Annotated in this window: 27 protein-coding genes; 19 read left to right on the top strand and 8 right to left on the bottom strand. The window is 57.4% G+C overall.

The window, feature by feature from the left end; all coding sequences use genetic code 11:
- The first annotated feature begins 219 nt into the window (after positions 1-219).
- Both KW837_RS26845 and KW837_RS26840 read left to right on the top strand, forming a co-directional pair.
- A complete protein-coding gene (locus tag KW837_RS26845) occupies positions 220-501 on the top strand; it encodes a BrnT family toxin (RefSeq protein WP_123501395.1) in 282 nt (93 codons plus the stop codon).
- Between the two features lie 3 nt (positions 502-504).
- Positions 505-849 carry a BrnA antitoxin family protein gene (locus KW837_RS26840; protein ID WP_192343310.1) on the top strand — a complete coding sequence of 115 codons (345 nt, stop codon included), beginning with the start codon at positions 505-507 and terminating at the stop codon, positions 847-849.
- 81 nt (positions 850-930) lie between these two features.
- Here the strand turns inward: KW837_RS26840 and KW837_RS26835 are convergent, their stop codons facing one another.
- The 5 genes from KW837_RS26835 to KW837_RS26815 all read right to left on the bottom strand — a co-directional run bounded on the left by KW837_RS26835 (position 931) and on the right by KW837_RS26815 (position 7,331).
- The gene (locus tag KW837_RS26835) at positions 931-1,770 is read right to left on the bottom strand and encodes an arylamine N-acetyltransferase (protein WP_218399151.1); all 840 of its coding nucleotides are present in this window, start codon (positions 1,768-1,770) and stop codon (positions 931-933) included.
- A 117-nt stretch (positions 1,771-1,887) separates the two neighbouring features.
- The gene (gene xth / locus KW837_RS26830; protein WP_123501398.1) at positions 1,888-2,682 is read right to left on the bottom strand and encodes an exodeoxyribonuclease III; all 795 of its coding nucleotides are present in this window, start codon (positions 2,680-2,682) and stop codon (positions 1,888-1,890) included.
- 100 nt (positions 2,683-2,782) lie between these two features.
- Entirely contained in the window at positions 2,783-5,353 is a 2,571-nt protein-coding gene (locus KW837_RS26825) for an EAL domain-containing protein (RefSeq protein ID WP_218399150.1), read from the bottom strand.
- A gap of 78 nt (positions 5,354-5,431) precedes the next feature.
- On the bottom strand, positions 5,432-5,599 hold the full coding sequence (locus KW837_RS26820) for a hypothetical protein (RefSeq protein ID WP_218399149.1): 168 nt from the start codon (positions 5,597-5,599) through the stop codon (positions 5,432-5,434).
- Positions 5,600-5,759: 160 nt separating this feature from the next.
- Entirely contained in the window at positions 5,760-7,331 is a 1,572-nt protein-coding gene (locus KW837_RS26815; RefSeq protein ID WP_218399148.1) for a sensor domain-containing diguanylate cyclase, read from the bottom strand.
- Positions 7,332-7,563: 232 nt separating this feature from the next.
- Here KW837_RS26815 and KW837_RS26810 point away from each other — a divergent pair, with 232 nt between their 5' ends.
- Positions 7,564-8,208: an HAD family phosphatase gene (locus KW837_RS26810; RefSeq protein WP_218399147.1), complete on the top strand. Its 645-nt coding sequence runs from the start codon at positions 7,564-7,566 to the stop codon at positions 8,206-8,208.
- 125 nt (positions 8,209-8,333) lie between these two features.
- On the opposite strand, the gene KW837_RS26805 is transcribed toward KW837_RS26810, so the two are convergent.
- On the bottom strand, positions 8,334-8,999 hold the full coding sequence (locus KW837_RS26805; RefSeq protein WP_218399146.1) for a ribonuclease T2: 666 nt from the start codon (positions 8,997-8,999) through the stop codon (positions 8,334-8,336).
- A 144-nt stretch (positions 9,000-9,143) separates the two neighbouring features.
- Between KW837_RS26805 and KW837_RS26800 the strand changes: the two genes are divergently transcribed.
- Positions 9,144-9,626 carry a hypothetical protein gene (locus tag KW837_RS26800; protein WP_218399145.1) on the top strand — a complete coding sequence of 161 codons (483 nt, stop codon included), beginning with the start codon at positions 9,144-9,146 and terminating at the stop codon, positions 9,624-9,626.
- Here the strand turns inward: KW837_RS26800 and KW837_RS26795 are convergent.
- Positions 9,623-11,374 (bottom strand): murein L,D-transpeptidase, encoded by a 1,752-nt coding sequence (locus KW837_RS26795; RefSeq protein WP_218399144.1) that lies wholly within the window; start codon positions 11,372-11,374, stop codon positions 9,623-9,625. The genes KW837_RS26800 and KW837_RS26795 overlap by 4 nt on opposite strands.
- Positions 11,375-11,455: 81 nt before the next feature.
- On the opposite strand from KW837_RS26795, the gene KW837_RS26790 reads away from it, so the two are divergent.
- The 11 genes from KW837_RS26790 to KW837_RS26745 all read left to right on the top strand — a co-directional run bounded on the left by KW837_RS26790 (position 11,456) and on the right by KW837_RS26745 (position 21,671).
- On the top strand, positions 11,456-12,160 hold the full coding sequence (locus tag KW837_RS26790; protein ID WP_218399143.1) for a murein L,D-transpeptidase catalytic domain family protein: 705 nt from the start codon (positions 11,456-11,458) through the stop codon (positions 12,158-12,160).
- A 145-nt stretch (positions 12,161-12,305) separates the two neighbouring features.
- The gene (locus KW837_RS26785) at positions 12,306-14,099 is read left to right on the top strand and encodes a copper resistance system multicopper oxidase (protein WP_218399142.1); all 1,794 of its coding nucleotides are present in this window, start codon (positions 12,306-12,308) and stop codon (positions 14,097-14,099) included.
- Positions 14,100-14,109: 10 nt separating this feature from the next.
- Positions 14,110-15,000 (top strand): copper resistance protein B, encoded by an 891-nt coding sequence (locus KW837_RS26780; protein WP_218399141.1) that lies wholly within the window; start codon positions 14,110-14,112, stop codon positions 14,998-15,000.
- 55 nt (positions 15,001-15,055) lie between these two features.
- The gene (gene copC, locus KW837_RS26775; RefSeq protein ID WP_218399140.1) at positions 15,056-15,439 is read left to right on the top strand and encodes a copper homeostasis periplasmic binding protein CopC; all 384 of its coding nucleotides are present in this window, start codon (positions 15,056-15,058) and stop codon (positions 15,437-15,439) included.
- Positions 15,440-15,442: 3 nt separating this feature from the next.
- Positions 15,443-16,372: a copper homeostasis membrane protein CopD gene (gene copD, locus KW837_RS26770; RefSeq protein WP_218399139.1), complete on the top strand. Its 930-nt coding sequence runs from the start codon at positions 15,443-15,445 to the stop codon at positions 16,370-16,372.
- Positions 16,373-16,519: 147 nt separating this feature from the next.
- Positions 16,520-16,930 (top strand): hypothetical protein, encoded by a 411-nt coding sequence (locus tag KW837_RS26765; protein WP_218399138.1) that lies wholly within the window; start codon positions 16,520-16,522, stop codon positions 16,928-16,930.
- Positions 16,931-16,960: 30 nt separating this feature from the next.
- The gene (locus KW837_RS28865; protein WP_223569339.1) at positions 16,961-17,167 is read left to right on the top strand and encodes a DUF2933 domain-containing protein; all 207 of its coding nucleotides are present in this window, start codon (positions 16,961-16,963) and stop codon (positions 17,165-17,167) included.
- Between the two features lie 102 nt (positions 17,168-17,269).
- Positions 17,270-19,351 (top strand): copper-translocating P-type ATPase, encoded by a 2,082-nt coding sequence (locus KW837_RS26760; protein ID WP_256349022.1) that lies wholly within the window; start codon positions 17,270-17,272, stop codon positions 19,349-19,351.
- A gap of 89 nt (positions 19,352-19,440) precedes the next feature.
- Entirely contained in the window at positions 19,441-19,710 is a 270-nt protein-coding gene (locus KW837_RS26755; protein ID WP_218399137.1) for a heavy-metal-associated domain-containing protein, read from the top strand.
- Between the two features lie 337 nt (positions 19,711-20,047).
- Positions 20,048-20,506: a hemerythrin domain-containing protein gene (locus tag KW837_RS26750; RefSeq protein ID WP_218399136.1), complete on the top strand. Its 459-nt coding sequence runs from the start codon at positions 20,048-20,050 to the stop codon at positions 20,504-20,506.
- A gap of 373 nt (positions 20,507-20,879) precedes the next feature.
- Positions 20,880-21,671, top strand: coding sequence for a transporter substrate-binding domain-containing protein (locus KW837_RS26745; RefSeq protein WP_218399135.1), 792 nt, complete (start codon positions 20,880-20,882; stop codon positions 21,669-21,671).
- 237 nt (positions 21,672-21,908) lie between these two features.
- Here the strand turns inward: KW837_RS26745 and KW837_RS26740 are convergent, their stop codons facing one another.
- Complete coding sequence (locus KW837_RS26740; RefSeq protein WP_218399174.1) at positions 21,909-22,364, bottom strand: type VI secretion system amidase immunity protein Tai4; 456 nt, start codon at positions 22,362-22,364, stop codon at positions 21,909-21,911.
- 710 nt (positions 22,365-23,074) lie between these two features.
- Between KW837_RS26740 and KW837_RS26735 the strand changes: the two genes are divergently transcribed.
- The 4 genes from KW837_RS26735 to KW837_RS26720 all read left to right on the top strand — a co-directional run bounded on the left by KW837_RS26735 (position 23,075) and on the right by KW837_RS26720 (position 25,122).
- Positions 23,075-23,437: a DUF6124 family protein gene (locus KW837_RS26735; RefSeq protein WP_218399134.1), complete on the top strand. Its 363-nt coding sequence runs from the start codon at positions 23,075-23,077 to the stop codon at positions 23,435-23,437.
- A 147-nt stretch (positions 23,438-23,584) separates the two neighbouring features.
- Complete coding sequence (locus KW837_RS26730; protein WP_218399133.1) at positions 23,585-24,118, top strand: PAAR domain-containing protein; 534 nt, start codon at positions 23,585-23,587, stop codon at positions 24,116-24,118.
- 6 nt (positions 24,119-24,124) lie between these two features.
- The gene (locus KW837_RS26725; RefSeq protein ID WP_218399132.1) at positions 24,125-24,838 is read left to right on the top strand and encodes a peptidoglycan recognition family protein; all 714 of its coding nucleotides are present in this window, start codon (positions 24,125-24,127) and stop codon (positions 24,836-24,838) included.
- The gene (locus KW837_RS26720) at positions 24,835-25,122 is read left to right on the top strand and encodes a hypothetical protein (RefSeq protein WP_218399131.1); all 288 of its coding nucleotides are present in this window, start codon (positions 24,835-24,837) and stop codon (positions 25,120-25,122) included. The genes KW837_RS26725 and KW837_RS26720 overlap by 4 nt, the downstream gene beginning before the upstream one ends.
- Positions 25,123-25,493 lie beyond the last annotated feature (371 nt).

Genomic DNA, 25,493 nt, shown 5'->3' with positions numbered 1-25,493 from the left:
CTGTATTCAATAGTCAGGACAAATGTCTATAGAGTTGTATACAACTAACCAGTCAGATTACGGACAGATGTTCACACTGCCCTTTAGCCGTAGAGCCTCCGGCCTAAAAACTCTTGAAATACATCCCTCCTCCCCTATTCCTCTCCACCGCTAATCTTTTGCTTTCCAAGCGACCGCCGGCACGGCCGCCCTCTCGCTTATACATATAAAGTATGCATAATGAAGTCATTCGAAATTCAGTATCACAAGGCAAAGAACGCGGCCAACAAACTGAAGCACCAAGGCATCAGCCTCGCCGAGACAGAACCTGTGTTTTATGACGATCGAGCGTTGACGCTTCAGGACAACCACCATGATGAGCAGCGATGGATCATCATCGGGCTGGATGCCAAAGGTCGACTGCTGGTCGTTGCATACACCTACCGCGACCCGAATTTCGTGCGAATCATTTCCGCGCGCATCGCCACCAAAAACGAGCGTCGCCACTATATGGAGGCTTGACCGATGAAAGATGAATACGACTTCAGCAATGCCAAGCGTGGAGCGGTTGCCTCCAGCAAAGGCAAGACCCGAATCACCATCATGCTCGATGATGTCGTCATAGAGGCCGCGCGCGCGTTGGCAGAAAGCGAGGGGTATGGCTACCAGACGGTGATCAACAATACCCTGCGCCAGGCATTGCTCAGTGATAAAGGCAAAACGGCGAAGCCCGATCAGAACACGGCTGTTGCCAATGTCGGGCATCTCAAAAAAGGCCTCACCGCCTCCGAGCTGAAAAGCCTGGAGAAAAAGTTGTCAGAGGTCCTCAGCGAAATCCATCACGTGATGGAGCTTGAGGTTCGTTCCTAGGCACAAAACCAACACACCCACGCCTGGATCGAGCAAAAGAAAAAGGAGCGAATTGATCAAATCCGCCCCTTTGCGTGGAGCTTAATTTGCCTGCGACACAGGCTCAATCAACCGCTCCAGCACCCGCTTCAACACTTCCTGCGCTGGCACTCGAATCCCGAATTCACGTTCCAGTAACCCGATCAACTCATCCACATCCGTCACCTGCCGCCGCTCGCTCTCACTGCCCATGCGGTGAATGGCAAAGCTGCCGTTACTCAATGTGCGTCGCCATCCCTCCCCCGTCCGCGCCACCATCAATTGTTTCACGAAGGAAGATTCAGGATGGGTCGAGACGTACCAGTTGCCGAGGGTGTAATCGATGTCTTCCTGACGTTGCAGGTCGAAGATGTACATCGCACGCCATTCATCACCGACGTTAGCACGCAGGGTGTAGCCGTCGGCATGCGGTTCGATGCGATAGGTTTCGTGGGGAGTGAACTGCTCAGCTTCGGTATCCAGCATCAGCGGGGCGGTGGGCACCATGCCGCCGAAGCCGACGTCAGTGATGTAGCGTACACCGCCGAGGGTTACCAGGCTCAAGCGGTGAGTGCGTGCGGTCCATGCGCCTTCCGGCTGGTTCATGACCACGCGGCCGGTGATGCCGCGCGCCTCGAAACCCAGCGTCTGAAGCAAGGCCAGGAACAGGTTGTTGAGTTCGTAGCAGTAGCCCCCGCGACCTTCGTGCAGGACTTTCTGCTCGATGGACGGCAGATCGATAAGCACCGGTTCGCCCATTAAAGTGGTGAGGTTTTCAAACGGGAAGGCGCCGGTGTGGCGCAGCTGCAGTTGGCGCAGGGTTTCCAGGGTCGGCGCCGGGGGCGTATCGAAGCCCAGGCGTTGCAGGTACAGCGCAAGATTCGTCAGTTGTGTCTCGCTCATCGCTCAATCCTTTATGCAGAGGTCCGCGGATGGATCGCTCCACCGATGGGCGCCATGTATAAGGGAAAATACGGTCGGACTGACAATTGATTTAGCCAATCACCGCACACGCCAGGATTATCGACGCTTGCGCGAACCCACTCGAATCCATGTCGGAGCATGATCGCTGGCATGAGGTTCGTTGCGAACCCAGGCATCGACGCCAGCCTCCTGCAGGTAAGGACTCAGTGCCGGGTTGAGCAGCAGATGATCGATGCGCAACCCCGAGTTTTTCTGCCAGTGCTGCCGGAAATAATCCCAGAAGGTGTAGATCCGCTCCTCTGGATACAGATGACGCAGGGAATCGGTCCAACCCTGATCCAGCAACCGCTGATAACACGCGCGACTCTCGGGTTGCAGCAGCGCATCCTTGAGCCAGGAGCGCGGGTTGTAGATGTCCAGATCGGTGGGTACCACGTTGTAATCGCCGGCCAGCACCACCGGATGGTCGCTGCTCTGAAGCTCCTTGGCGTGCGAGATCAGCCGTTCGAACCACGCCAGTTTGTAATCGAACTTCGGCCCTGGCTGCGGGTTGCCATTGGGCAGGTACAGACAACCCACCAGAACCCCATGCACAGCAGCCTCGATGTAGCGGCTATGGGTATCGCTGTCATCACCTGGCAAACCGCGCCGGCTCTCCAACGGCTGCGCATCGCGCGCCAGAATCGCCACCCCGTTCCACGACACCTGGCCGTGCCAGACGGCGCCATACCCGGCGGCCTCCAGCTCCGCGACGGGGAATGCGCCGTCGACCGATTTGAGTTCCTGCAAGCAGGCGATGTCTGGCTGTTCTCGCGCAAGCCAGGCCAGCAGATTCGGCAAGCGGGCGCGCATGCCGTTGACGTTGAAGGTGGCGATTTTCAGGTTCTTCATGATCCGACGCTCGCAACGGATGGGGCGGTATCCAGTTGTGACCGGGGTGCGCCACGGCAGTTGCCGCGGCGAATGAAACAGGCGACTAAAGGCGCGAGACTTACAGCGGGTGATCGTCCCATGATGCCTTGAGCAACGGCAGCAGTGCATATCTGTCCACCGGCCGACTGAGGTAGAACCCCTGCACTTCATGGCACTGGTCCGAAATCAGGAAGTCCAGTTGCTCCAGCGTCTCGACGCCCTCTGCGGTGACAGTCAGGCCCATGGCCTTGCCCAGGTTGATGATCGCCTGCACCACGGCGCGGTCATTGCTGCCGTTGCTCATGGAAGCAATGAAGCGCTTGTCGATCTTGATCCCGTCGAACGGATACGTGCGCAAGTAACCGAGCGAAGAATAACCGGTGCCGAAATCGTCCATGTTCAGCCGTACGCCCAACTCCTTGAGCGCATTCATGGTCGCCAGAGCGCCGTCGACATCGATGAGCATCACATTTTCCGTGATCTCCAGTTCCAGTCGACTGGCGGGCAAGCGGGTCTGGATCAACACCTCCCGGACATCCTCGATCACATCGCTACGGGCAAACTGCACCGGCGACAAGTTGACCGACACCATCATCGCTCCCGGCCAGGTCAGGGCCGTCTCGCACGCCTCGCGCAACACCCAGCGCCCTAATGGCACGATCAGATCGGTCTGCTCGGCCAATGGGATAAACGCATCGGGGTTCAACAAGCCTTGCACCGGATGCTGCCAGCGCAGCAGCGCTTCGACCGAGACGATCTGTTTGCCATCGACGTGATAACGCGGCTGGTAATGCATCACGAATTCGTTGTTCTTGATCGCCTGACGCAGGTCGCTTTCCAGTTGTCGGCGGTGCTGGATCTGATCGTTCATGTGCGGCGCAAAGTAGCACCAGGTCTTCTTGCCATTGGATTTGGCCTGATACAACGCGATATCGGCACAGCGAATCAGCTCCTCCGGAACGTGCCCCTGGCGCCGACTCAAGGCGATACCGATGCTCGCGCCAATGTGCAGCGTGTGATGATCGTAATGGATCGGTTGATGCAGGCTGTCGAGCAAGCGCTCGCAAAACCGGTCGATTTCCGCGTGGCTGTCCATGCCGTGGAGCACCAGCACGAACTCGTCGCCCCCCAATCGCGCAACCAGATCGATATCCCGCGTGCATTCGCGCAAACGGATCGCCACTTCCAGCAATACCGCATCGCCCGCCGGGTGGCCGAGGGAATCGTTGATCGGCTTGAAGTTATCCAGGTCGATCATCAACAACGTCAACGCCGTCGATTGCTCTTTCAGTGCCAGCGCATCTTCGAGGTAGCGCGCCAGTTTGTTGCGGTTCGGCAAGCCGGTCAGTGCGTCGTGCATCGATAGATGCTGGATCTGCGCATGGGCGGCGACTTCATCTGTGATGTCGCTGGCCGTCCCGCGAAAACCCAATAGCGCGCCCTTGCGCTGGATCGGTCGCGCCGACACCCGGCACACTCGCTGTTGCCCCGATTGATCACGGTAGGAACAGCGCAAGTGGCTGACGGCTTGCTCTTCATCAAGTTTGTTCAGCCACAGCGACAAGGGCGTGGTTTCGCAATTGAGCAGTTGCCCGATGTTCTGCCCCAGCCATTGTTGATCCGAGAACCCGGTGACGGTGCTGAAGCGCCCCGACAGATAAGTGATGCAATGCTGTTCGTCGGTTTCCCAGATCCAGTCGGACGCGGCTTCGGCCACCGCACGAAAGCGTTCTTCACTGGCCTCAAGCGCCTGATTCGACAAATCGAGGCTGGTGTAACTGGCATCCACATGCCCCGACGTGCGCAGGACATAACGAAAGAAGTAAGCCGTCAATAACGCCAGAATCAACAACGCCCCGCCCAGTGGCGGCAGCAACGACCAAAGCAATTGGTGACCCGGCTGCTCAAGCCGGGAGTCCAGGCTGTAACCGGTGCCGGTCAGAGCGACGGCTGGCTGACCGGGAACAATGACGTCGTCGGCCGTCAGGCTCAAGTCATGCAAACCGTAATCGGCGCTCAAGGTAGCGAGCTTTTCAGGGTTCAACTGGTCGACGTATATCAGCACTGAGGTGCTCTTGGGATCGACCGCCGGGCGTTCGTCATTGGGCACGATCGCGGCCGCCGTCAACAGCGCCGGTTTGCCTTCGAACAAGGTGTACCGGCTGACGGGCTCGATGAGGCTTTCCTGACTTTGAACCTCGTCTACAAGCGTCGCCATCGAGGTCGACAGATAGGCTGTCGCCTGATCCTGAACCAGCAGCCCGCGCACCGTGGCGTATTTGGTTCGCTGACCATCGATTACGAAAACCGCGTCGTAGTGATCGATGGTAAACAGGGTTTTACCCATGTTCTGCTCGACGTAAGCCCACTGCACATCGACCTTGTCGTTCAGGTGGTCGTAGGCGGTCGTCCAGTTGGCGTAGCTGGCGATGTAGTTTTTCGAGGCGGTGATGCGGTTCTCAAGTGCCCGTTGCGTGTAGAACGTGGTTTTGCCCAGATCCTGAATATCGAGCCGTGCGGCAATGCTGAACAGGGCCATTAGCGCGATCAACACCCCAACCATAAACAGCACGCCGATGACGAACATCAGATTTCGAGTAATCGGTGTATGACGCGCAGGTGCAGCGGTAGTAATGGCAGTAAAATCCATGCACTTGATCCTGTCGATCGATCGCCTTATCGGGTGAGGCCGGCGCGGTCTGGTCTGTCGTCATGACAGCCAGGCTCTTCACTGACCATAGCAGCCCTGCCTGGTCACCGCCCCTGAATAACGCAAGTCAGCGGCACGGGCACCTATGGCGGCGCCAGCGGTTCCGGCTCGGGTGCTGGAGGCGGGACGGGGTCTGCCGGTGGTGGCACTGGTGGTGCTGGCGGTGGGACGGGCAGTTCGATGCATAAAAGCAATCCATGACGACCAATGCGAAACCTGTGGGAGCGGGCTTGCTCGCGAAGGCGGTGTGTCAGGCGACATCAATGTTGACTGTGCCGCCGCCTTCGCGAGCAAGTCGGATCGCCGCACCGCCGCTCCCACATGGATTGCACTTAACTGACTAGCATTAGCGGTCCGAGCGCATCAGTGCCTCGACGCCCCCTTCCATCGACAACACCGCCGAACGATTTCGCCCCGAATGCTTGGCCTGGTACAGCGCCGCATCCGCGCGCTTGATCAACATTTCGGTGCTGTCGTGCCCCGTTGGCACAAACGAATAACAGCCAAGGCTGACCGTCACGTAGCCCGTGGGTGAGCCGCTGTGGATGATGTTTTTGTCCATGACGCTGCGACGGATCTGCTCAGCGATCGTCAGCGCACCATGGATGTCGGTGTCCGGCAGCAGCACTGCAAACTCTTCGCCGCCGTAGCGCACCGCCAGATCGGCATTGCGGTGACAGCAACTCTTCAGTGCCCGCGCCACTTCGGCCAGGCAATGGTCCCCCGCCACATGACCGTAGGCGTCGTTATAGCGCTTGAAATAATCGATATCGAGCATGATCAGGCTCAGCGGGCTCGACCGCCGGGCACCGCGCCCGAACTCGATCTCCAGCGCCCGCTCGAACAATCGACGGTTGGCCAACCCGGTCAGGCTGTCGTGGGTGGCGATCAGCTCCAGGGTTTTCTGCGCCTCGCGCAAATCCGCCTCGATGCGCTCGCCCGCACGCACCTGATGAATGAACACCCAACCGAACAACCCCACGCCAAGGACGACCAGAGCGACGATCACACTGGATTGAATCGCCGTGTCATACCAGTCCTTGAGGATCGCGTCTTTGGAAGATGCCGCCGCGACCACCACCGGATAGGTATCGAGTTGTCGGTAGCCATACAACCGAACGATGCCATCCACCACCGAGTTGATCATGGCGTTGCCGGATGTCGCACTGGGCAGAAGTTTTTGAAAAATCTCCCCCTGAGCCAATGACGTGCCGATCTGCGATTCCACAAACGGCCGTCGCGCCAGCAGTGTTCCATCGGTCAACGCCAAAAACATCGCTCCGTTGTTATCGAGGCTGAAGCTTTTGAAGAACTGGTCGAAGTACGACATCTTGATCCCGGCCAGCAACACCCCCTGGAAATTGCCGTCCTGGTCGTTTATCCGTCTGGACACCGGAATGATCCATTCGCCACTCTCCCGACTGCGAATCGCTGGGCCGATGTGTGCCAGGGACGATACGTTCTGCTGGTGAAACCTGAAGTATTCGCGGTCCGCCACACCTGGGCCACGGGACAGGTTTTCGAACGACGTCACGACCCGTTGCCCCTGCTTGTCGAACAGAAATATCCCGTGCAACTGATGCAGCGCCTGCACCCGCCGGGCGAAGGTTTTCTGCAAGCGTGGCGTCTGGACAGCGTCGAAACCTTCAGCCTGAATCCAGTCCACCAGACTGATCAGCACCAGATCGGCTTTCATGAACGTGTCTTCGGCCTGTTGCGCCATGGCTCGCGTCAGGTTCGACGAAGACACCTCGGCCAACGCCAGATCGTGACGGCGCGACTGCTCCAGTTGCAGATAAAGCAGCCCACAAAGACAAAGGCACACTGCCGCAATAAACAGCACCGCAGCTTTGAGCAGGGGCAACCGCCTCAAGGCACCATCGGGCGCGTGGTGCGGATCGGGAATGGGGATAGGCAAAAGCGAGTCCTGAAAGGGTAAGGCATGGGCAAAGGCCCAAAACCCTTATTCTTTGTGAGCTTACTCTACGGGGTTGTGCGGGGCAATTAGGCCAGGTTTACAGAGACCGATTTGCCCGCGCGAGTGAAACACGAAAACCGTCTCTGCTAGGATGAAAAACCTCAGGAGCCTGTCGAACGCTTCGATATCGGCTGCCGTGCATGCCCCGGCCGTTTACCCAAGGAGGAAAAACATGAGCGCTGCGCACTACCCTGCCACCATTGACACCGTTGTGTTCGATCTCGGCAATGTCCTTATCCGCTGGAACCCCAGAAACCTTTACCGAAAGTTGTTCGGTGAAGACCTGGAGGCCATGGAAACATTCCTGTCTGAGGTCTGCCACACCGCCTGGAACGAACAACAGGACCAAGGCAGAACCTGGCAGGAGGCGATTGAGGAAGCCATCGCCCGACACCCATCCCAGGAAGCATTGATTCGCGCCTACCGCGAGCGCTGGGAAGAAATGCTCGATGGTGCCATAGAAGAAACGGTGAACATCCTCGATGAACTGCATGCCAAAGGCGTGCGGTTATTGGCGCTGACCAACTGGTCCGCCGAAACCTTTCCGATTGCCCTTGAACGCTTTGAGTTCTTGCAGCGATTCGAAGGCATTCTGGTGTCGGGTGCCGAGGGGATAATCAAGCCTTCGCCGGAGATTTTTCAGTTACTGCTATCGCGGTTTGACGTTGATAGCCGCCGCGCGGTGTTCGTCGATGATCATGCGCCGAATATCGCAGGAGCACGCCGGGAGGGATTTCATGCGGTTCAGTTCTTCAGCCCGGAACAACTGCGCGAGGAACTGGTGGCGCTTGGGTTGCCCGTACAGTCAGCGAGATGACACTGAACGGCTACATTCCGTTGCGTAAACCGATTTTCGTAGGAGCCAGGCTTGCCGGCGAAGGCGCCCTTAAGGACGCCTTCGCCGGCAAGCCTGGCTCCTACTGGTCCGCAACAGTCAATCCATCACCGCGAAGGCGGAACCCGAATATCCCCTGCCCGACACTGTGTCTTTACACCCGTCCCGCACGCGCCAAACCCCAGGTCCTTGCCCATGCACACCCGCACTTCCGACAACTCCGGGCCATTGCAAATCACGGCAATGCCATTGGCCGGAATCCCGGGGTTGCTTTGGCGAAACATCTGCGCGATTTCCTGAGCTTCAAAGTAATACGAGCTGCTGAACGGTTGCAGCTTCTGCGGGATCTTGACCGCACCGAGCGCCTTGTCGGACGCGTCCAGGTACCCCATGGCGCCGAGGCCGCTGCACGTGCCGTGCTTGGCCCATTCGTGATCGAGCAGCTTCTGGGTCGGGAACAAGGTCAGGCCCTTGGCATTTTCCGCCGGCGACAAGGTCACCCTCGGCGGGCAGGACTCCGGCCAACCGCCCTTGGCGTATTGCGGCCAGAGACCGTGAAGCACGAAGCCGTAGCCTTTACCCGAGCATTGCGTATCATCTTTGTGGGTCAGGCAGAAGGTCGGCGACCAGGAGAGCGTCAGCAAGTAGTAATCGAACACCCCTGCGACCGATTCCGCCTGGACTTTACTGCTCTGGGTTTCGCGGGCGCTGCTCAGGCCGATGTTGCCGAAGGTCAGCGCGATCAACGCGACGATTGCGTAAAATTTCTTCATTACCCACTCCTTGGGATGATTGATTTGGCCGTAAAGGGCCGAAGACTGGTTTTGTCACGCGGGTGTTTCAATCGCATGACGCAAGGCAAAACCGCATGACCTTGAAGGAGCTACGATTAACTGACATCACGACAGGAAATCGAAATGAGTAAAGCAGACGAGCTCGCCGAGAAGCTGAAACAATCCCGGCAAACCAGTGCCGATGCGACCATCGCCGATCAGGCCATCGACAGCTGGCCCGCCCAGGTCTACGAGCTATATCACCAGATTGAAGCCTGGCTGCAGCCACTGATCGAAGTGGGCCTGAAGCTACGACGCAACTCCACTCACGTGTTCGAGAGGGCTCCGGACGGGGCGACTTACGACTACGCCATCGATCAACTGCTGATCGAAGGCAACCACCACAGCATCACCTTCGATCCCGTCGCCCGCTTCACCGCCGACGGTGCCGGGCGGATCGAGATTCACTCGACAGACAAGGAACTCGCGCTGTTGCGAACCGTGGATGAACACGGCTATACGCATTGGTGGCTTCAGGCGATCGAACAGTCCGGACAACAGCCGGATGCGATCGCGCTGACGGAACACAACCTGCTTCTGGCGGTGCAAGAAGGGCTGGGGCTTTAAAGCTTGTTCTGCCCCACCGCCATCGAGGGAGGCGCCGCTCGCCTCCCGTCCAGCGTTGGCCGTTCCGAAGGCAGATTCAGCGCACGCAACACAGGGTTATCGTACCCATACACATCGGGTTTGAACGTCACTCGCCCATCAAGACTCAGGTCCACTGTCCAATAGGCCAACAGCACCGGCACTTTCACGGGGAGCCTGATGTTCTCTGTCTTGCCATTGGCTAACTGCTTTTGAATCCCTTCGCTGCCCCAGCGAACCGGGTCGTTGAACAACAGCTCCACCAATTGCAACGGGTTTTCTACTCGAATACAGCCAGAACTGGTCGCACGATTGGATTGCGCAAACAACTCGCGATGCGGGGTGTCGTGCAGATAAATGGCGTAATCATTGGGAAAGCGGATGACCACCTGCCCCAGCGAGTTATCCGACCCTGCATCCTGACGCAGAGTAAGGCCGCGCGGGTTGTCCCAATCCACGGTCGACGGGTCGAGCACGTTGCCTTCTCGATCGATCACGCGGATCCGGTTTGCATCAAGATAACCGGGATTGTTGCGAATCTTCGGCAGCATGTCCTTGACCAGAATGGTCGGCGGCACGGTCCAGGTCGGGTTGAACGTGATGTAAGTGATCTCGGATTGAAAAATCGGTGTGCTGCGATACGGTTTACCGACCTGCACCCGGGAGCGCCATATCAGCTTGCCATCGCGATAGAACGAAACCTTGTACCCTGCGATGTCGACGATGACAAAAGTACCCTGAAGTTTGTACAGCAGCCACCGCGCCCGCTCCATGTTCACGCGGACCTGATCGATTCGCGCCTCGACCGGCACATTCAGCGCCGCGAGTGTCGCCGGCCCCGCCACACCATCCGCCCCGAGGTATTGCTCGGCCTGATACTTCTTCACCGCCGCCATGACGGTGTCGTCGTAGTCGGAGCGCGCGTTCATTTTCGCGCTTAGGTAACCACCCGCCACCAAACGGGCTCGCAACTGCGCAACCGAGGCGTCGTCCATGCCAGGCCTGAGGGTCTGCCCTCCCGGGACCTTTGGCCAACCACCACTGTCGCGAACCCTGCGCAATTGCGCCAGGCCCTGTCGCAACGTGCCATAAATCGCTTCTTGTGGCGGCGCTTGAGCGAACGCGCGCGCGACGTCATGGCTATCGAGGGCAGCGAAGAAAAGATTGACGTCCTCCCGAGGATCGATGCCGACCGGGTCGAAATTCCAATGGATGTCCAGTCGCGAAGGGTCGACCTTGCCGCGCCGCAACTGCAGCAGCGCCGTGATGAACGTCTGGGTCGCCGAGATATCAAAAGCCGCCCGTTGTCCGGGGGTTGGTTCAGTTGCCTGCATCGAGTTTCTGGCCGTGACCAGTTCGGCAATTCGAAAATCCTCGGGGTCCAGGCCATCGACCCCGGTGTCGCTCAGGCTTTTCAATAACTGGACGACATCGTCATCGTCCGTCCAGGCGGCGCGATAGCCACGATGGCTATAAAAATCCAGCACCGCTCGATTGACGTCGACCCGTTGATGGCCCGGTGACGTGAGTAACGGGGGAAACGCCGACCTCAATGGCGCCAGCGCCGCCTGAATCGCCTGACCGACATAATCACCAGGCGCGGCATCCGCGACGACGCTAACGGGAGATGGCGGCTCAATCGGCGAAGTTTCCGCAATTGCCATGCCGCTTATCAGAAAGCCCATAAAAAATATGCGGCTTATGACGAATAACCTTGTTAACTGCCCCATGGATAATCCTTAATCTCCCGTTTTCAACCGGCTAGCGTCGTGCGCGCTGCTAGACTCGAAACAATCAGATGAGACTTGCATATGGCCCTAGACCGCTTCGGCTTTTTAATGACGGCCCTGTTGCTGACCGCGTTTACCTTACCGGCAGCCTACGCCGATTCGCTTGAAGCCGCGCTGATCAAAGCGGCCCCCAATGCCAACGCCAAGGTGATTGCCTTGGCCGTACGCGCTTCCCAATGCAGCCGGGCCCAAAGCGCGGCCCCGGTGCAAAGACTAGCAGTCATCGATTATTCCCTGCCCTCGACCGCGCAGCGTCTTTGGGTGTTCGACCTTAAACAACGCAAATTGTTGTTCCACGAACTGGTCGCCCACGGTCGCAACAGCGGCGAAAACATGGCCCGTCAGTTCTCCAACCGCAATGCCAGCTTCGCCACCAGCCTTGGTTTGTACCGAACCCAGTCCAGCTATGTCGGGCAGAACGGTTATTCGTTGCGCATGGAAGGTCTGGAGCCGGGTTTCAACGACAACGCTTTCGAGCGGGCGATCGTTATTCATGGCGCGCCGTATGTCAGTCCTGACCTCGCGCGGGCGAATGGCCGGATCGGCAGAAGCCTGGGTTGCCCGGCGGTGAGACCTGCGATTGCGCATCAGCTGATCGATTCGATGAAGGACGGGCAGTTGCTGTTTTCTTACTATCCGGATCAGCGCTGGTTGAAGTCTTCTTCGTATATCAATTGCGGTAACGCGACCGTGGCAGACTCGTCCAAGCCGAACAGAAGTCACTAAACACCGAGTGAAACTGTCAGAAATGTAATCTTGGCCTCAGTCTGCTGAAAGGCGCCGCCTGTTAGCCTTCACCTCATTGAGTTCTCCTCCCTCCGCTCAGGATGGACTTGAGGGCTTCATCAGGCTGACGGATGGGAAAAACGGCATGCATTCCAACACCTCAAGACGCACTTTCGTGAAGGGCCTGGCCGCGGGTGGAGCCCTCGCGGGCCTCGGGCTGTGGCGCACGCCGGTCTGGGCGGTCACCAGCCCCGGCGAACCGAACGTGCTGGCCGGTACCGAGTTCGACCTGTACATCGGCGAAACCCCGGTCAACATCACCGGCAACCCTCGAACCGCGATGACCATCAACGGCGGAATTCCCGGCCCCCTGCTGCGCTGGCGGGAAGGCGACACCGTCACGCTGCGGGTGAAGAACAAACTCAAGGACACCACTTCCATTCACTGGCACGGCATCTTGCTGCCCGCCAACATGGACGGCGTGCCGGGCCTGAGCTTTCACGGTATAGAGCCGGACGGGATGTACGTCTACCAGTTCAAGGTCCGTCAGAACGGCACTTACTGGTATCACAGCCATTCGGGCTTTCAAGAACAGTCCGGGGTTTACGGGCCATTGGTGATCGACGCCAGGGAACCGGAGCCTTTCCAGTACGACCGCGATTACGTGGTGATGCTGACCGACTGGACCGATGAAGACGCGGTCGGCCTGATGAGCAAACTCAAGAAACAATCCGATTATTACAACTACCACAAGCGCACCGTGGGCGATTTCATCCACGACGTCAGCGAGAAAGGCTGGGGCTCGACAGTTGCCGATCGCAAGATGTGGGCCGAGATGAAGATGAACCCCACCGATCTGGCCGACGTCAGCGGCGCCACGTACACCTACTTGATGAACGGCCAGGCGCCGAACATGAACTGGACGGGCGTGTTCCGCCCCGGCGAAAAGCTGCGTCTGCGTTTCATCAACGGCTCGTCGATGACCTACTTCGACGTGCGCATCCCCGGCCTGAAAATGACCGTGGTCGCCGCGGATGGCCAACACGTCAAACCGGTGAGCGTCGACGAATTCCGCATCGCGGTGGCGGAGACGTTCGATGTCATTGTCGAGCCGACCCAGGACGCCTATACCCTGTTCGCCCAGTCGATGGACCGAACGGGTTTTGCACGAGGCACCCTTGCGGTGAAGGCCGGCTTGTCGGCGCCAGTGCCTCCGCTGGATCCGCGACCGCTGGTGACCATGGATGACATGGGCATGGGCGGGATGGATCACGGCAGCATGGGCGGCGACATGGCGGGGATGGATCACAGTGCACCGCAAGGCATGACGGGCATGGACGGCGGTGATATGCAGGGCATGGACAACATGGCCGGCATGGATCACAGCAGCATGGCCATGGGCGGCATGGCCGGTATGCAATCCCATCCAGACACGGAAAAGGACAACCCGCTGGTGGACATGCAAGCCATGAGCACCTCGCCGAAACTTGACGACCCGGGCCTGGGCCTACGCGACAACGGTCGCCGCGTGCTGACCTACTCCGACCTGCGCAGCACCTTCGAAGACCCGGATGGCCGCGAGCCCGGTCGCACTATCGAGCTGCACCTCACCGGCCATATGGAGAAGTTCGCCTGGTCGTTCAACGGCGTGAAATTTTCCGACGCCGAACCGCTGCGACTCAAGTACGGCGAGCGAATTCGTGTGGTGCTGGTCAACGACACGATGATGACTCACCCCATTCACCTGCACGGCATGTGGAGCGACCTCGAAGACGAGAACGGCCAGTTCATGGTGCGTAAACACACCATCGACATGCCACCGGGATCAAAGCGCAGCTACCGGGTCACCGCCGACGCGCTCGGCCGTTGGGCCTATCACTGCCATCTCCTGTACCACATGGAAATGGGGATGTTCCGTGAAGTTCGCGTGGAAGAATGAGGCGCTACCCATGACCAGACTGAATCGCTCTACCCGCCTCGCTTTGGCACTCGCTGGCTTCACGGTTTCTTCGGCCATGGCTGCTACCGACGATATGCAGGGCATGGACCATAGCCAGATGCCGGGCATGGATCACAGCCAAATGCAGAGCATGGACAACGGCCAGATGCAGCCCGCCGCGCCGACCCAAAGTCGCACGCCGATCCCGGCATTGACTGACGCCGACCGCGCTGCCGTCTACGTCAGCCCCGCCGGCCATGCCGTGCATGACTCCGCGCTCAACTATTACTTGCTCGCCGACAAACTCGAATGGCAGGACGCCGACGACGGCAGCGCATTGGCGTGGGATCTGTCCGGCTGGGTCGGCGGCGACATCGATCGCCTGTGGCTGCGCTCCGAAGGCGAACGCGTCAATGGCAAGACCGAAGACGCCGAAGTCCAGGCCCTCTGGGGCCACGCGATCAGCCCATGGTGGGACGTGGTGACCGGCGTGCGCCAGGATTTCAAACCCGGCGCCCCACAAACCTGGGCCGCACTAGGTGTGCAAGGCATGGCGCTGTACAACTTCGAAGCCGAGGCCACGGCCTTCATCGGCGAAGGTGGCCAGACCGCCGCACGGCTGGAGGGCGACTACGACATCCTGCTCACCAACCGGCTGATTTTGCAGCCGACCGCCGAGCTCAATGTCTACGGCAAAAACGACCCGCAACGGGGCATCGGTTCCGGGCTGTCCAACACCGAAGCCGGCCTGCGATTGCGCTATGAAATTCGCCGGGAATTCGCGCCCTACATTGGCGTGACCTGGAACCGCACCTATGGCAAAACCGCCGATTACGCCAAGGACGAAGGCGAGGACCGCAGCGAAGCCCGCCTTGTCGTCGGCGTTCGGCTGTGGTTCTAAATGTATTAACTCGAAAACCTAAAAACCAACCGCTTAAAGCGGTAAGAGGCCTTGCATGCGCACAATCAAAACCACCGCTGTTGCCATCGCACTTTCAACCGGGCTGCTCATGAGCGCACTCGCTCAAGCCCACCCGAAACTGCTCTCCTCTACCCCGGCCGAAGGCGCGGACGGCACAGCACCGAGCAACATCGAACTGCACTTCTCCGAAAACCTCGTGACCCAGTTCTCCGGCGCCAAACTGGTCATGACCGAAATGCCCGGCATGGCCCACTCGCCCATGCCCATGAAGGCCAAAGTTTCCGGCGGCAGCGACCCGAAAACCATGGTCATCACCCCGCTCTCGCCACTGCCCACCGGCAGCTACAAAGTCGAATGGCGCGCCGTGTCTTCGGACACTCACCCGATCACCGGCAACGTTACGTTCAAAGTGAAGTGATGGATGAGCGACTCAATCAGCATTGCCCTTCGCTTTGTGTTGTATGTGGATTTGATGCTGTTGTTTGGGGTGGCGCTCTTTGGGCTGTACAGCCTTAAAGGACTGGAACGGCTGTCGGGAACGGTGTTGCCGTTTCGGCCGATGTTAGCGGGAACGGCGGTGCTGGGAGTGGTGTTGTCCGTCGCGAGCATGGTGATGATGGCGAGTGCCATGAGCGGGGAATCGGACTTCGCCGAACTGCGTCCGCACATCGAAATGATGCTGTTCGAGACGAACGTCGGGTTGGCTTGGGGGGTTCGCATTGTTGCGCTGGTCGTCGCAGGTTTAGTGGTGATGCTCCGTGCACCTGGTTTCAGTTTATGGGTTGCAGCTTTTGCCGGCGGTGTTGCCCTTTCCAGCCTGGCCTGGAACGGGCATGGCGCTATGGATGAAGGCAGTCGTCGTGTCGGGCATTTCACGGTGGACATTCTGCACCTGCTGACGGCAGGGGCCTGGCTTGGCGCATTGATGGCGTTTGCGCTGATGGCAAGAATCAACGCCCTGCACACTGAAGCGCGCATCAAGTTGTTGGCCCGCGCCGTTAATCGATTTGAGGTGATTGGCGCGGTCATCGTGGTGGTCATTACGGTGACGGGGGTTGTGAATTATCTGTTCATTGTCGGGCCGAAACTGGATGAGGTATTTCTCAGTACTTACGGGGTTTTGCTATTCATCAAAGTGGTGCTGTTTGCAGGAATGCTCGTGCTCGCCGCGTTGAACCGGTTTCACCTTGGGCCGTTATTGGAGCGATCGTTGCTGGACGGGCAATACGCCGTCGCCGCTAATGCGTTGCGGCGCAGCGTGCTGGTGGAATGGGTGGCTGCGGTGGTGATCGTGGGGTTGGTGGCCTGGCTCGGAACGTTGAGCCCGGAGATGGAAATGGCAGCGCAATAAGCCTGAAGGGATCGTTTGATATGGATCAATAACACGCTGCGGCCATGGCGTAATTTCAGGCTCATGCCCTTGATGGGGAAATACGACATGTTCTGATCAGCGGCCATCTGGCGGCGGCTGATCAGCCCTTACTCTCTGGAGATTGCCATGCACGCCTACATTAAATCGCTCGCCGCTCTGATCGTCTGCAGCCCGTTGATGGCCCTGGCAGTCGACGAACATCACCCCGACCAGCCGCCAGCAGCACCGACGGCAACTACCACCACCCCAGCCATGCCCATGCAAGACAAGACCATGAGCGAACAGATGCAGAGAATGCAGGCGGCCCACGACAAAATGCTCGCCGCCAAAACCCCGGCCGAACGCCAGGCTGCGATGCAGGAAGCCATGACCACGATGAAAAACAGCATGGGCATGATGCACGACCATTGCACAGGCATGGGGATGGGCAAGGGCATGTCCGGCAGCAAGGACGGCTCGGGCACAGCGATGATGGACATGATGATGAAAATGATGGATCAGCAATCCAGCATGATGAAGATGCCGATGGGCCAATAAATCTCACTTCGTCGGAATGGAGCTCGCCACATGAACCATTCACCACCCTCGACGCCTCCAGCCCCCTCCTTCTGGCGCAGTAAACCCGGCATCGCGCTGGGGATGCTGCTAGTAATCGGTCTGTTTTACCTGGCTCGCGAACATTACGGCCATATCTCACCGATTCTGCCTTACCTGATTCTATTGCTGTGCCCGCTGATGCACCTGTTTGGCCATCACCACGGCGGCAGGCGCTGACCCATGCATGGCCATAACGGACATCTGGATGACCTCAAGTCACCTGCTCAGACGAAGCAGGCACCGGAGTCGGCGGCGACCGAAAAAGAGTACACCTGCCCCATGCACCCGCAAATCCGCCAGCGCGGCCCGGGTACATGCCCCAAGTGCGGCATGACCCTGGAACCGGTATTGCCCGAACTGGAGGAAGCAAGCAATCCTGAGTTCGAGGACTTTTCCCGGCGCTTCTGGTGGACCCTGCCGCTGACTCTGGCAGTGACTGCACTGGCCATGGGTGGTCATGGCTTGAATCTGTTTCACGGTGCCACACAGAACGGGGTCGAATTGGTGCTCGCCGCGCCTGTCGTGCTGTGGGCCGGCTGGCCGTTCTATGTGCGCGGCGTGCGCTCGATCATCCAGCTCAGCCCCAACATGTGGACGCTGATCGGCCTCGGCACCGCCGCAGCCTTCCTCTACAGCCTTGCCGCCACGCTGGCACCCGGCCTGTTTCCAGCCACCTTCATGATGGATGGCCGGGTTGGCGTGTACTACGAAGCGGCGGCGGTGATCATCTCCTTGACACTGCTCGGACAAATGCTCGAACTCAAGGCGCGCTCACAAACCTCTGCCGCGATCAAATCGCTGCTTGGCCTGGCGCCCAAGACCGCGCTCCGGATCAACGCCGATGGCAGCGAAGCGGACATTGCCCTGAGCCATGTGCACAGCGGCGACACCTTGCGTGTGCGCCCCGGCGAGAAAGTCCCGGTCGACGGTGTGGTGCTGCAGGGTGAAAGCGCGGTGGACGAGTCCATGCTCACAGGCGAGCCGCTCCCCGTGATGAAACGCCCTGGTGACGGACTGATCGGCGCCACCCTCAATACCCACGGCAGCCTGGTGATGCAGGCGCAAAAAGTAGGTTCAGCGACCGTGCTCGCGCAAATTGTGCAGATGGTGGTTCAGGCACAACGCTCCAAGGCACCGATGCAACGCCTGGCAGACGTGATTGCCGGCTACTTCGTCATGGTCGTGATCGCCATCGCCGTTCTGACCTTTGTCGGCTGGGGGCTGTGGGGGCCGCAACCGAGCTGGGTGTTCGGCCTCATCAATGCGGTGGCCGTGCTGATCATCGCCTGCCCGTGCGCTCTGGGCCTGGCCACACCCATGTCGGTGATGGTCGCCACCGGCAAGGCTGCCGGCAGCGGCGTGCTCTTCCGGGATGCGGCGGCGATCGAGAACCTGCGCAAGGTCGACATCCTGATCGTGGACAAAACCGGCACTCTTACCGAAGGTCGCCCGGCGTTCCACAGCGTCGAACCTGCGCCTGGCTACAGTGCTGACGAAGTGCTGCGCCTGGCCGCCAGTCTCGACCAGGGCAGTGAGCACCCGTTGGCCCACGCCATCGTCGAGCGCGCTCGCGCCAACGGACTGGTATTGAGCACAGCGCAGACGTTCGAATCGGCGTCAGGGATCGGCGTGCGCGGACAAGTCGACGGGCACCGTGTTCAACTGGGCAACACCGCCCTGATGGCTGAAGCCGGCGTCGCCATCGAAGCCCTGCAGCCCCACGCCGAGCAGCTGCGCAGCGACGGAACCAGCATCATGTACCTGGCCGTGGATGACGTGCTCGCGGGGCTACTCGCCGTCGCCGACCCGATCAAACCCACCACCCGGCTCGCCGTCGAACGCCTGCAGGCCGATGGCGTGCGGGTGATTATGGCGACCGGGGACGGCCTCACCACCGCCCGCGCCGTCGCCCGCCAACTGGGCATCGAAGAAGTCCACGGCGAGGTCAAACCACAGGACAAGGAACGCTTGGTCGCCGGATTGCAGGAACGCGGGCACCGTGTGGCAATGGCCGGCGACGGCATCAACGACGCCCCGGCCCTGGCCCGTGCCGACGTCGGTATCGCCATGGGCACCGGCACCGATGTTGCCATGAACAGCGCTCAGGTGACCTTGGTCAAGGGCGACCTGCTCGGCATTCTGCATGCCCGCAGCCTATCGGTGGCAACCGTACGCAACATGCACCAGAACCTGGCCTTTGCCCTGGCCTATAACGCCATGGGCATCCCCCTCGCCGCCGGGTTGTTCTACCCGTTGACCGGGCATCTGTTGTCCCCGTTGGTGGCTGCACTGGCCATGAGCGTGAGCTCTGCCTCAGTGGTGTTTAACGCCTTGCGCCTGCGCCAGGCCTCGATTGACTGAGCACGAAACAAGCGCTTGACCTTGCCATCGTGACAAGGTCAACGATGACTTCAAGCGCTGATGGGCGCCGCCACCAAAGAGGTTTATCCATGAACAGTATTGAGTTGCACGTCGAAGGCATGAGTTGCAGCAGCTGCGTCAAACACGTCAACGCGGCGCTGCAACCGCTGGAGGGAGTTGGCGAGGTGACGGTCGATCTGGCCCATGGCCGGGTCAAGGTGACGGGCGATATACAAAGCAACACCCTGATTTCTGCGCTGACGGAGGCTGGTTATCCGGCAAGCCTGTTGGCCGCAGACAGTCACGAGCAGGTCAGGAAAACGTCCGGGTGCGGTGGGGCCGGTTGCTGCTGTCGTTGAGCCCGGGCCATCGGTGGAAGTCGTGGCATCGTCATCCAGTGTGCGGCCGCTGCGACCTCTTTATTGTGATGGATGACAGTCAAGAAGTGGATCGCGTCGATTTGGGCGCTGCTTTTTCCTTCCGTTTTCGCTGGCGGATATCCGGAAGATAAAATAGTGCATATAAACATAAACTTGATATTTCAATTTTTTCCAAGGGCGGCAAATTTCCTGAGGTGAAAGTTTTGTGCTCGCCTATACTAAAAAGGTTAAATAGTGCTGGCGAGTGTGTTTGACAAGGTATTGAAATTTAAAGGTACAGGAACCCGTGATGGTTTGGTCATAACGAGGATTTAATATGAACATCTTATTAAAAGAACTTCAGGCCTATCATCATGAAGTGGCTATGAAAATTACTCAGATCAAAGAGTTGTTGAGGAAAATTAGGCATGAATCCGATGGTGCTGATGACTGCAAGCTGTTGTTCAAGATGCTGGAAGCCTTGCATGGTGATGCAGAGCGACACCACCATGAAAATGAAGAACTTATTCGGCTGGCCTTGCTAACGACTGAGGCACCGATCCACCAACGGGTCAAGGATATCGAGCGAGATCATCAGGCATTTGGGCGCATTGCCGGACAGCTGAAGATGTTGGAGGACACAACTCAGGAAACGAGAGTCATTGCTGACACTATCGATGATTTCATCAAAAAATATTACGATCATATGGACGCTGAGGAAAATATTTTCTTTCCGGTGGCAGATAAGTGGCTGTCAGACAACCAGTGGCAGGAAATCAAGCGTCAATGGCATTAAGAAGTAATGAACGTGGTGGACGTCGAGTTAAAATTACTTAAATCAAACCCACCGCAGCTACATATATCGGCAATTGGTCTGGTGGGTTCTGCTGGATGGACAACATCAAAGCGTTGGAAAGAGCCGCCACTCGATAAACTCAAGGGAGTAAGAGTCCACTCTGCCAACAACTCGATTGAAGCGCATCTTAAGCATTCGAAGTCCTTGGCTTGTGGATAAACAACTAATGTGAAGGGATACGTGTCGGGCCTTGCCTGACACGTACCATGCGCTGGAGTGAATGGAGTATTGGGACAGTGGATGACAGTCGAGAAGCGCTTTAACTACACTGACTCCCGCTTGAACCCCACTCCATCACAAAAGCCCTATAACAATGAAAACCATAAAAAGCACAATGATGCTCTGTGGCCTGCTCGCGCTAGCCAGCGGCGTTCAGGCAGAGCAAAGCCCTTCCCATCTCGACACCGTCCTGCAACAAGGCCAACTGCGCGTTTGCACGACCGGCGACTACAAACCCTATACCTTCAAAGGTGAAGACGGCGAATACTCGGGGATCGACATCGCCATGGCCCGCTCATTGGCCGACAGCCTGGGCGTGAAGGTTGAGTGGGTCCAGACCACCTGGAAAACCCTGATGCCCGACATGCTCGCGGGCAAATGCGATATTGGCGTCGGCGGCATCTCCGTCACGCTGGAACGCCAGAAAAAAGCCTTCTTCAGCACCACGCTGGACGTCGACGGCAAAATCCCACTGGTGCGCTGTGAAAACCAGGCGCAATACCAGACCATCGAACAAATCAACCAACCTTCCGTTCGCCTGGTCGAACCGGCCGGCGGCACCAACGAAGCCTTCGTCCACGCCTTCCTGCCCAAAGCGCAATTGAAGCTTCACGACAACGTGACCATCTTCCAGGAACTGCTGGATAAGAAGGCTGACGTGATGATTACCGACGCCTCGGAAGCGCTCTACCAGCAGAAACTTAAACCGGGCCTCTGCGCCGTCAACCCGACGCAATTTATGCAGTATGGGGAGAAGGCTTATCTGTTGCCGCGCGATGATATTAGTTGGAAGTTGTACGTCGATCAGTGGCTGCATCTTGCCAAGGTGACGGGCAACTACCAGAAAATTCTGGGTCAGTGGATAGCGGTGCCAGAGGCGAAATAGCTCGCTACATACCCCCTGTAGCAGCTGGCGAAGCCTGCGTCCGGCTGCGAAGCAGTCGCAAAAACAGAACTCGCAATGCATCAGGCAGATCACGCAACGGCGGAAGCATTTCAGCCGTTGCATCCTCGAAATCATTTTCAGTTTCCTGTGGACCGGAAGCGTGGCGGCACGATCTTAAGTCGTCATCCTGGGCCGAAAGCCCGTCAACGGCTGCTCATCTTCAATCGCGACACAGGGTCAATCCTTTTTGGGTCGCGGCGGGTTGTCCTGACGATAGGTATGCTGGGGATTGATGACCAATTGCCTGACCTGGCTGTCCAACTCTTTGCTGTGATACAGGTCCAGGCATTTGAGCAGTTCAAAGCGAACGCCTTGGCGCTCTGATTCGACCAGTGGATTGTGATAATCACGAGCCAGAAACTGGTCAACCAGAGGTCTACCGGCTTGAGGTGCTTGCTCCAGATCAAAATAGGTCCAGTCCATAAGCGCACTGGCACTGCTTCCGGCGTCCTGGGCGGCTTTAGGTTCGCTCTTGTAGGCTGTAGCGATGCAGTCTGCCAGCACCATATCCTTGTAATTTTGCGCGTAGGTGCGCCCGCCTGCCTGTGGGGAGTTGGTCGGATCATCCTTGGACCAACTGTTGGAAGGCGCGGCGGCCCAAGCCAACACCAAGACCGCAGTCAAATACTTCATCATGTTTTTGCAACACTGCCGCCGATGACTGTCGCAACTTTTTCAGATGGATTGAGGGTGTCGTAACTCCGCTGAGAAGCCGCCCACGCGCTAGAAAATGAGGGTCGAATCATGTTTCATCCTTGAGTTTAGGAAGCAGAAAACCTGCAGCAGTTTAATCCTTCATGCTTGAGGTGACATAGACCTGAATGACGGAGTCATGAAGGTGTATTGCCCGGAAGGGTGTCTAGCAGCTCCGTCATGCAGCTGATGCGATAACGTCCTGCAGCTTACTCGGCACATGAACGCCACATTCACGACGACTAACCATAAAAAAGACGTCAGATATTTCCTTGTTTTCTTCGAAGAAACTCGCTCGTTTAAATGGGATGTTTAAAGACACTCGCGGTTACTTCACAAAGGCTACAACGGCTTGCGTCGTTGCCTACGACTACGCCAGAATCCACCGGCTTGTGCGCTTAAGGTCCGGGCTTTATCGTTTCCCCGTCGCTGAAAAACAGCGATCGGGTTTGGTAGCCCGTACATGAGATTTGCACAGCATCACCACTCGCGGCGTTTTTCGTCTCGGCTTTATGGTGGTCATGCACAGGGCACCTTCGGGTGCGCCGGCTTCCTCATGTCCCGGTCTACCAACCTGCGCATGGCCGCCACCCTTCGTTTGGTAGCGAGGTTGGATGGCTCCTTTATTTATGGCATGAGGAGTTCTATCTATGTTCAAACCAACACCCAATCCGCCGATCACAGAACCGGCATCCCCCTACGAATCACTTGATTCCAAAAAACTCAACGAAGCCGCAGAACGCGCCCTCGACTACTATCTCAAACCGGCCGCTCAAATCATGGCTACACCATACCAACCCAATACAATGTTTTTCGCCAATCCAAAGTCCGACACCGAATCACTGCTGGCCAACGCCAGCGAGACGCTGGGATCGGCCACGGTTATGCTCGGTGATTTTGCTGCGCTGCTGGAAGGAACACACCGCAAAACCCTGCTGGGCATCGCGCAAGTGGTCATGCTGGGTGAGTTGGCGGTGAACCAGGCGCTGGATAACGTCGAGCCGTCTAAGTAACTGATATTGAAAATCGGCGCGGGGAGGCGTGAGCCCCCCGTTGCGCCACAGAACACACTTCAAATGCGAGTGCATAGTCGTGAGTCACCTTCCAAAGCAAGTCTGATACAGTCGTCCCCCGGTAAATTCGTTGACAGGAAGTCAAATATGGCAAAGCCAGCCGCACGTATCACCGACCCCACCAGTTGTCCCATGCCAGGGCACGGCCCAAAAGCCATCGCCTCTGGTTCCCCCGACGTGTTCTTCGACGGACTTGCAGCCGCGACCAAAGGCGATGCCTGCACCTGTGGCAGCGTTTTGGCCTCGGCCGTAGCAGCAACGGTCTTCATCAATGGCAAGAACGCCGCACTGGTCGGCACTGTCGGCACCCATGGCGACGTCGTGATCGGCGGCTCGGGCACGGTGGTCATCGGTGATTCGCATACACCAGCACCGTTCACGCCCCCACTCCCATTGTTGCTGCAAAAAACCTACGGACACACCTTTAGCATCGTCAATAGCGAAACCGGTCAACCTTTAGCCGGAAGAAGTTTCACTGCCACCGTTAACGGTGAAAAAATCATTGGTCTCACCGATAGTGCAGGAATAGCGCACATCAAAACCCCCATCAAAGATGCCACTATTTCTGTGAGCATTGACTTTACCTCTCCAGCTCGGACGCTTAGCGAACTCACGGATTGATCAAACATGGCTGAACAATTTACTACTGAAGCAAAAGCGACCGAAGTCAAACCCAGTGAACCAACAGCTCCCACTACCATCACTGTCAACGATAGAGCCGCTACTAGAGAAGCAATCCTCAGACTCGTCCGCAAAAAGGGTTTTGAGTTTATAGAACGATCATCTTGGGGAGCGCATAAAGCAAAAGGCGAAATGGTCGATGACTGGGACTACTCGATGATCGCACTTCACCATGCTGGTAGAAGTGTTGGTTGTGGTGCCGGCGCAGGACAGATGCGTGCGATTCAGAGCGAGCATCAGGCGAAGTTCGATGATATCGGTTATCACTACGGCATCGACTGTACGGGTAAAGTATTCGAAGGACGCGACATCCGGTTCAAAGGCTCAAGCGTACATAATTACAACACGGGCGTAATTGGCATCGTTTTGCTAGAAAATCTGACAACCGCCGATGAAGGCGGCGATGTAGTTGCTCTTGCTCGCCAGGCTCTTGAAGCCATCAATGGCAATATGGACCAGAAAATCCCAGCTATACAAATCGACACTCTATTGAACCTAATTCAAGCCCTGACCAGCGTTTTCAGGGTGACTACTTTGGGGGGACACCGGGAATTTCCAATGCAAGCCGGCGAAGGAAAGATTTGCCCTGGCAACATTGGAATGGAGCTGGTGAGAAACCTTCGAATCAAAACCAATCTATTGCGACCACCAACATCATGAAATCGCTGCTTATCATTTTCCCGATCATACTCGTCGCCTTCCTCTACATCGGCTTTTACGAAAAGATGGAAGACGCTTACCCGGAAAGAGTATTTTTCATTAAGAAAAGCCCGACATTTCAAATTCAGTTTGAAAATATTTTCGCGTACGAATCAGATGACAAAAAGCTGAGTGAGCTGAGCGACACGGAGCGGCAGATGGTCATCCAGTACTGCAAATATCGGTTAGGCGTGACTACAATATTGAAAAACCAAAATGAGCTTGAAAAATGCAAAAAAAAGTAAGATCAAATTTCTTGACACACTAGACAAAGGTTCTCAAGGACAGACCATAACTCTTAGTCTTAATAACTAAAAAAGGGGACAAAAAGAGGTAGATTTATTTACCCATGCTGTCACGTCCAAAAAAATCAATCTATCCGCTTTACCCATCCCCCTTTTGCCCCCCCTTTCTTCATCGCATCCTAATTCAGATTTCCGAGATGGAGAAAGGATGGTGAAGAGTAGCATTTCGCAGACCGCCATTTAGTGTTTTTTATAAGCGGATCGCTCACGAAAAAGCTGGTACATCAACAAAAAACTCAAGGAGTTAAAATGCAAAAAGACAATGAATTTATTTCACTTTACTTAGAAAACGAAGCTTCGAAAATTCGAGT

The sequence above is a fragment of the Pseudomonas sp. PDM24 genome (assembly GCF_019218905.1).
Lineage (GTDB): Bacteria > Pseudomonadota > Gammaproteobacteria > Pseudomonadales > Pseudomonadaceae > Aquipseudomonas.
The sequence above is the reverse complement of the archived record's forward strand: the minus strand, read 5'-3'. Positions and strand labels throughout refer to the sequence as shown.

What these genes read in the sequence shown, in the direction of transcription:
- KW837_RS26845 (WP_123501395.1), top strand. Translation starts at nt 220, where the DNA reads ATGAAGTCATTCGAAATTCAGTATCACAAGGCAAAGAACGCGGCCAAC.
- KW837_RS26840 (WP_192343310.1), top strand. Translation starts at nt 505, where the DNA reads ATGAAAGATGAATACGACTTCAGCAATGCCAAGCGTGGAGCGGTTGCC.
- KW837_RS26835 (WP_218399151.1), bottom strand. Translation starts at nt 1,770, where the DNA reads ATGAGCGAGACACAACTGACGAATCTTGCGCTGTACCTGCAACGCCTG.
- xth (WP_123501398.1), bottom strand. Translation starts at nt 2,682, where the DNA reads ATGAAGAACCTGAAAATCGCCACCTTCAACGTCAACGGCATGCGCGCC.
- KW837_RS26825 (WP_218399150.1), bottom strand. Translation starts at nt 5,353, where the DNA reads ATGGATTTTACTGCCATTACTACCGCTGCACCTGCGCGTCATACACCG.
- KW837_RS26820 (WP_218399149.1), bottom strand. Translation starts at nt 5,599, where the DNA reads ATGCATCGAACTGCCCGTCCCACCGCCAGCACCACCAGTGCCACCACC.
- KW837_RS26810 (WP_218399147.1), top strand. Translation starts at nt 7,564, where the DNA reads ATGAGCGCTGCGCACTACCCTGCCACCATTGACACCGTTGTGTTCGAT.
- KW837_RS26805 (WP_218399146.1), bottom strand. Translation starts at nt 8,999, where the DNA reads ATGAAGAAATTTTACGCAATCGTCGCGTTGATCGCGCTGACCTTCGGC.
- KW837_RS26800 (WP_218399145.1), top strand. Translation starts at nt 9,144, where the DNA reads ATGAGTAAAGCAGACGAGCTCGCCGAGAAGCTGAAACAATCCCGGCAA.
- KW837_RS26795 (WP_218399144.1), bottom strand. Translation starts at nt 11,374, where the DNA reads ATGGGGCAGTTAACAAGGTTATTCGTCATAAGCCGCATATTTTTTATG.
- KW837_RS26790 (WP_218399143.1), top strand. Translation starts at nt 11,456, where the DNA reads ATGGCCCTAGACCGCTTCGGCTTTTTAATGACGGCCCTGTTGCTGACC.
- KW837_RS26785 (WP_218399142.1), top strand. Translation starts at nt 12,306, where the DNA reads ATGCATTCCAACACCTCAAGACGCACTTTCGTGAAGGGCCTGGCCGCG.
- KW837_RS26780 (WP_218399141.1), top strand. Translation starts at nt 14,110, where the DNA reads ATGACCAGACTGAATCGCTCTACCCGCCTCGCTTTGGCACTCGCTGGC.
- copC (WP_218399140.1), top strand. Translation starts at nt 15,056, where the DNA reads ATGCGCACAATCAAAACCACCGCTGTTGCCATCGCACTTTCAACCGGG.
- copD (WP_218399139.1), top strand. Translation starts at nt 15,443, where the DNA reads ATGAGCGACTCAATCAGCATTGCCCTTCGCTTTGTGTTGTATGTGGAT.
- KW837_RS26765 (WP_218399138.1), top strand. Translation starts at nt 16,520, where the DNA reads ATGCACGCCTACATTAAATCGCTCGCCGCTCTGATCGTCTGCAGCCCG.
- KW837_RS28865 (WP_223569339.1), top strand. Translation starts at nt 16,961, where the DNA reads ATGAACCATTCACCACCCTCGACGCCTCCAGCCCCCTCCTTCTGGCGC.
- KW837_RS26760 (WP_256349022.1), top strand. Translation starts at nt 17,270, where the DNA reads ATGCACCCGCAAATCCGCCAGCGCGGCCCGGGTACATGCCCCAAGTGC.
- KW837_RS26755 (WP_218399137.1), top strand. Translation starts at nt 19,441, where the DNA reads ATGAACAGTATTGAGTTGCACGTCGAAGGCATGAGTTGCAGCAGCTGC.
- KW837_RS26750 (WP_218399136.1), top strand. Translation starts at nt 20,048, where the DNA reads ATGAACATCTTATTAAAAGAACTTCAGGCCTATCATCATGAAGTGGCT.
- KW837_RS26745 (WP_218399135.1), top strand. Translation starts at nt 20,880, where the DNA reads ATGAAAACCATAAAAAGCACAATGATGCTCTGTGGCCTGCTCGCGCTA.
- KW837_RS26740 (WP_218399174.1), bottom strand. Translation starts at nt 22,364, where the DNA reads ATGAAGTATTTGACTGCGGTCTTGGTGTTGGCTTGGGCCGCCGCGCCT.
- KW837_RS26735 (WP_218399134.1), top strand. Translation starts at nt 23,075, where the DNA reads ATGTTCAAACCAACACCCAATCCGCCGATCACAGAACCGGCATCCCCC.
- KW837_RS26730 (WP_218399133.1), top strand. Translation starts at nt 23,585, where the DNA reads ATGGCAAAGCCAGCCGCACGTATCACCGACCCCACCAGTTGTCCCATG.
- KW837_RS26725 (WP_218399132.1), top strand. Translation starts at nt 24,125, where the DNA reads ATGGCTGAACAATTTACTACTGAAGCAAAAGCGACCGAAGTCAAACCC.
- KW837_RS26720 (WP_218399131.1), top strand. Translation starts at nt 24,835, where the DNA reads ATGAAATCGCTGCTTATCATTTTCCCGATCATACTCGTCGCCTTCCTC.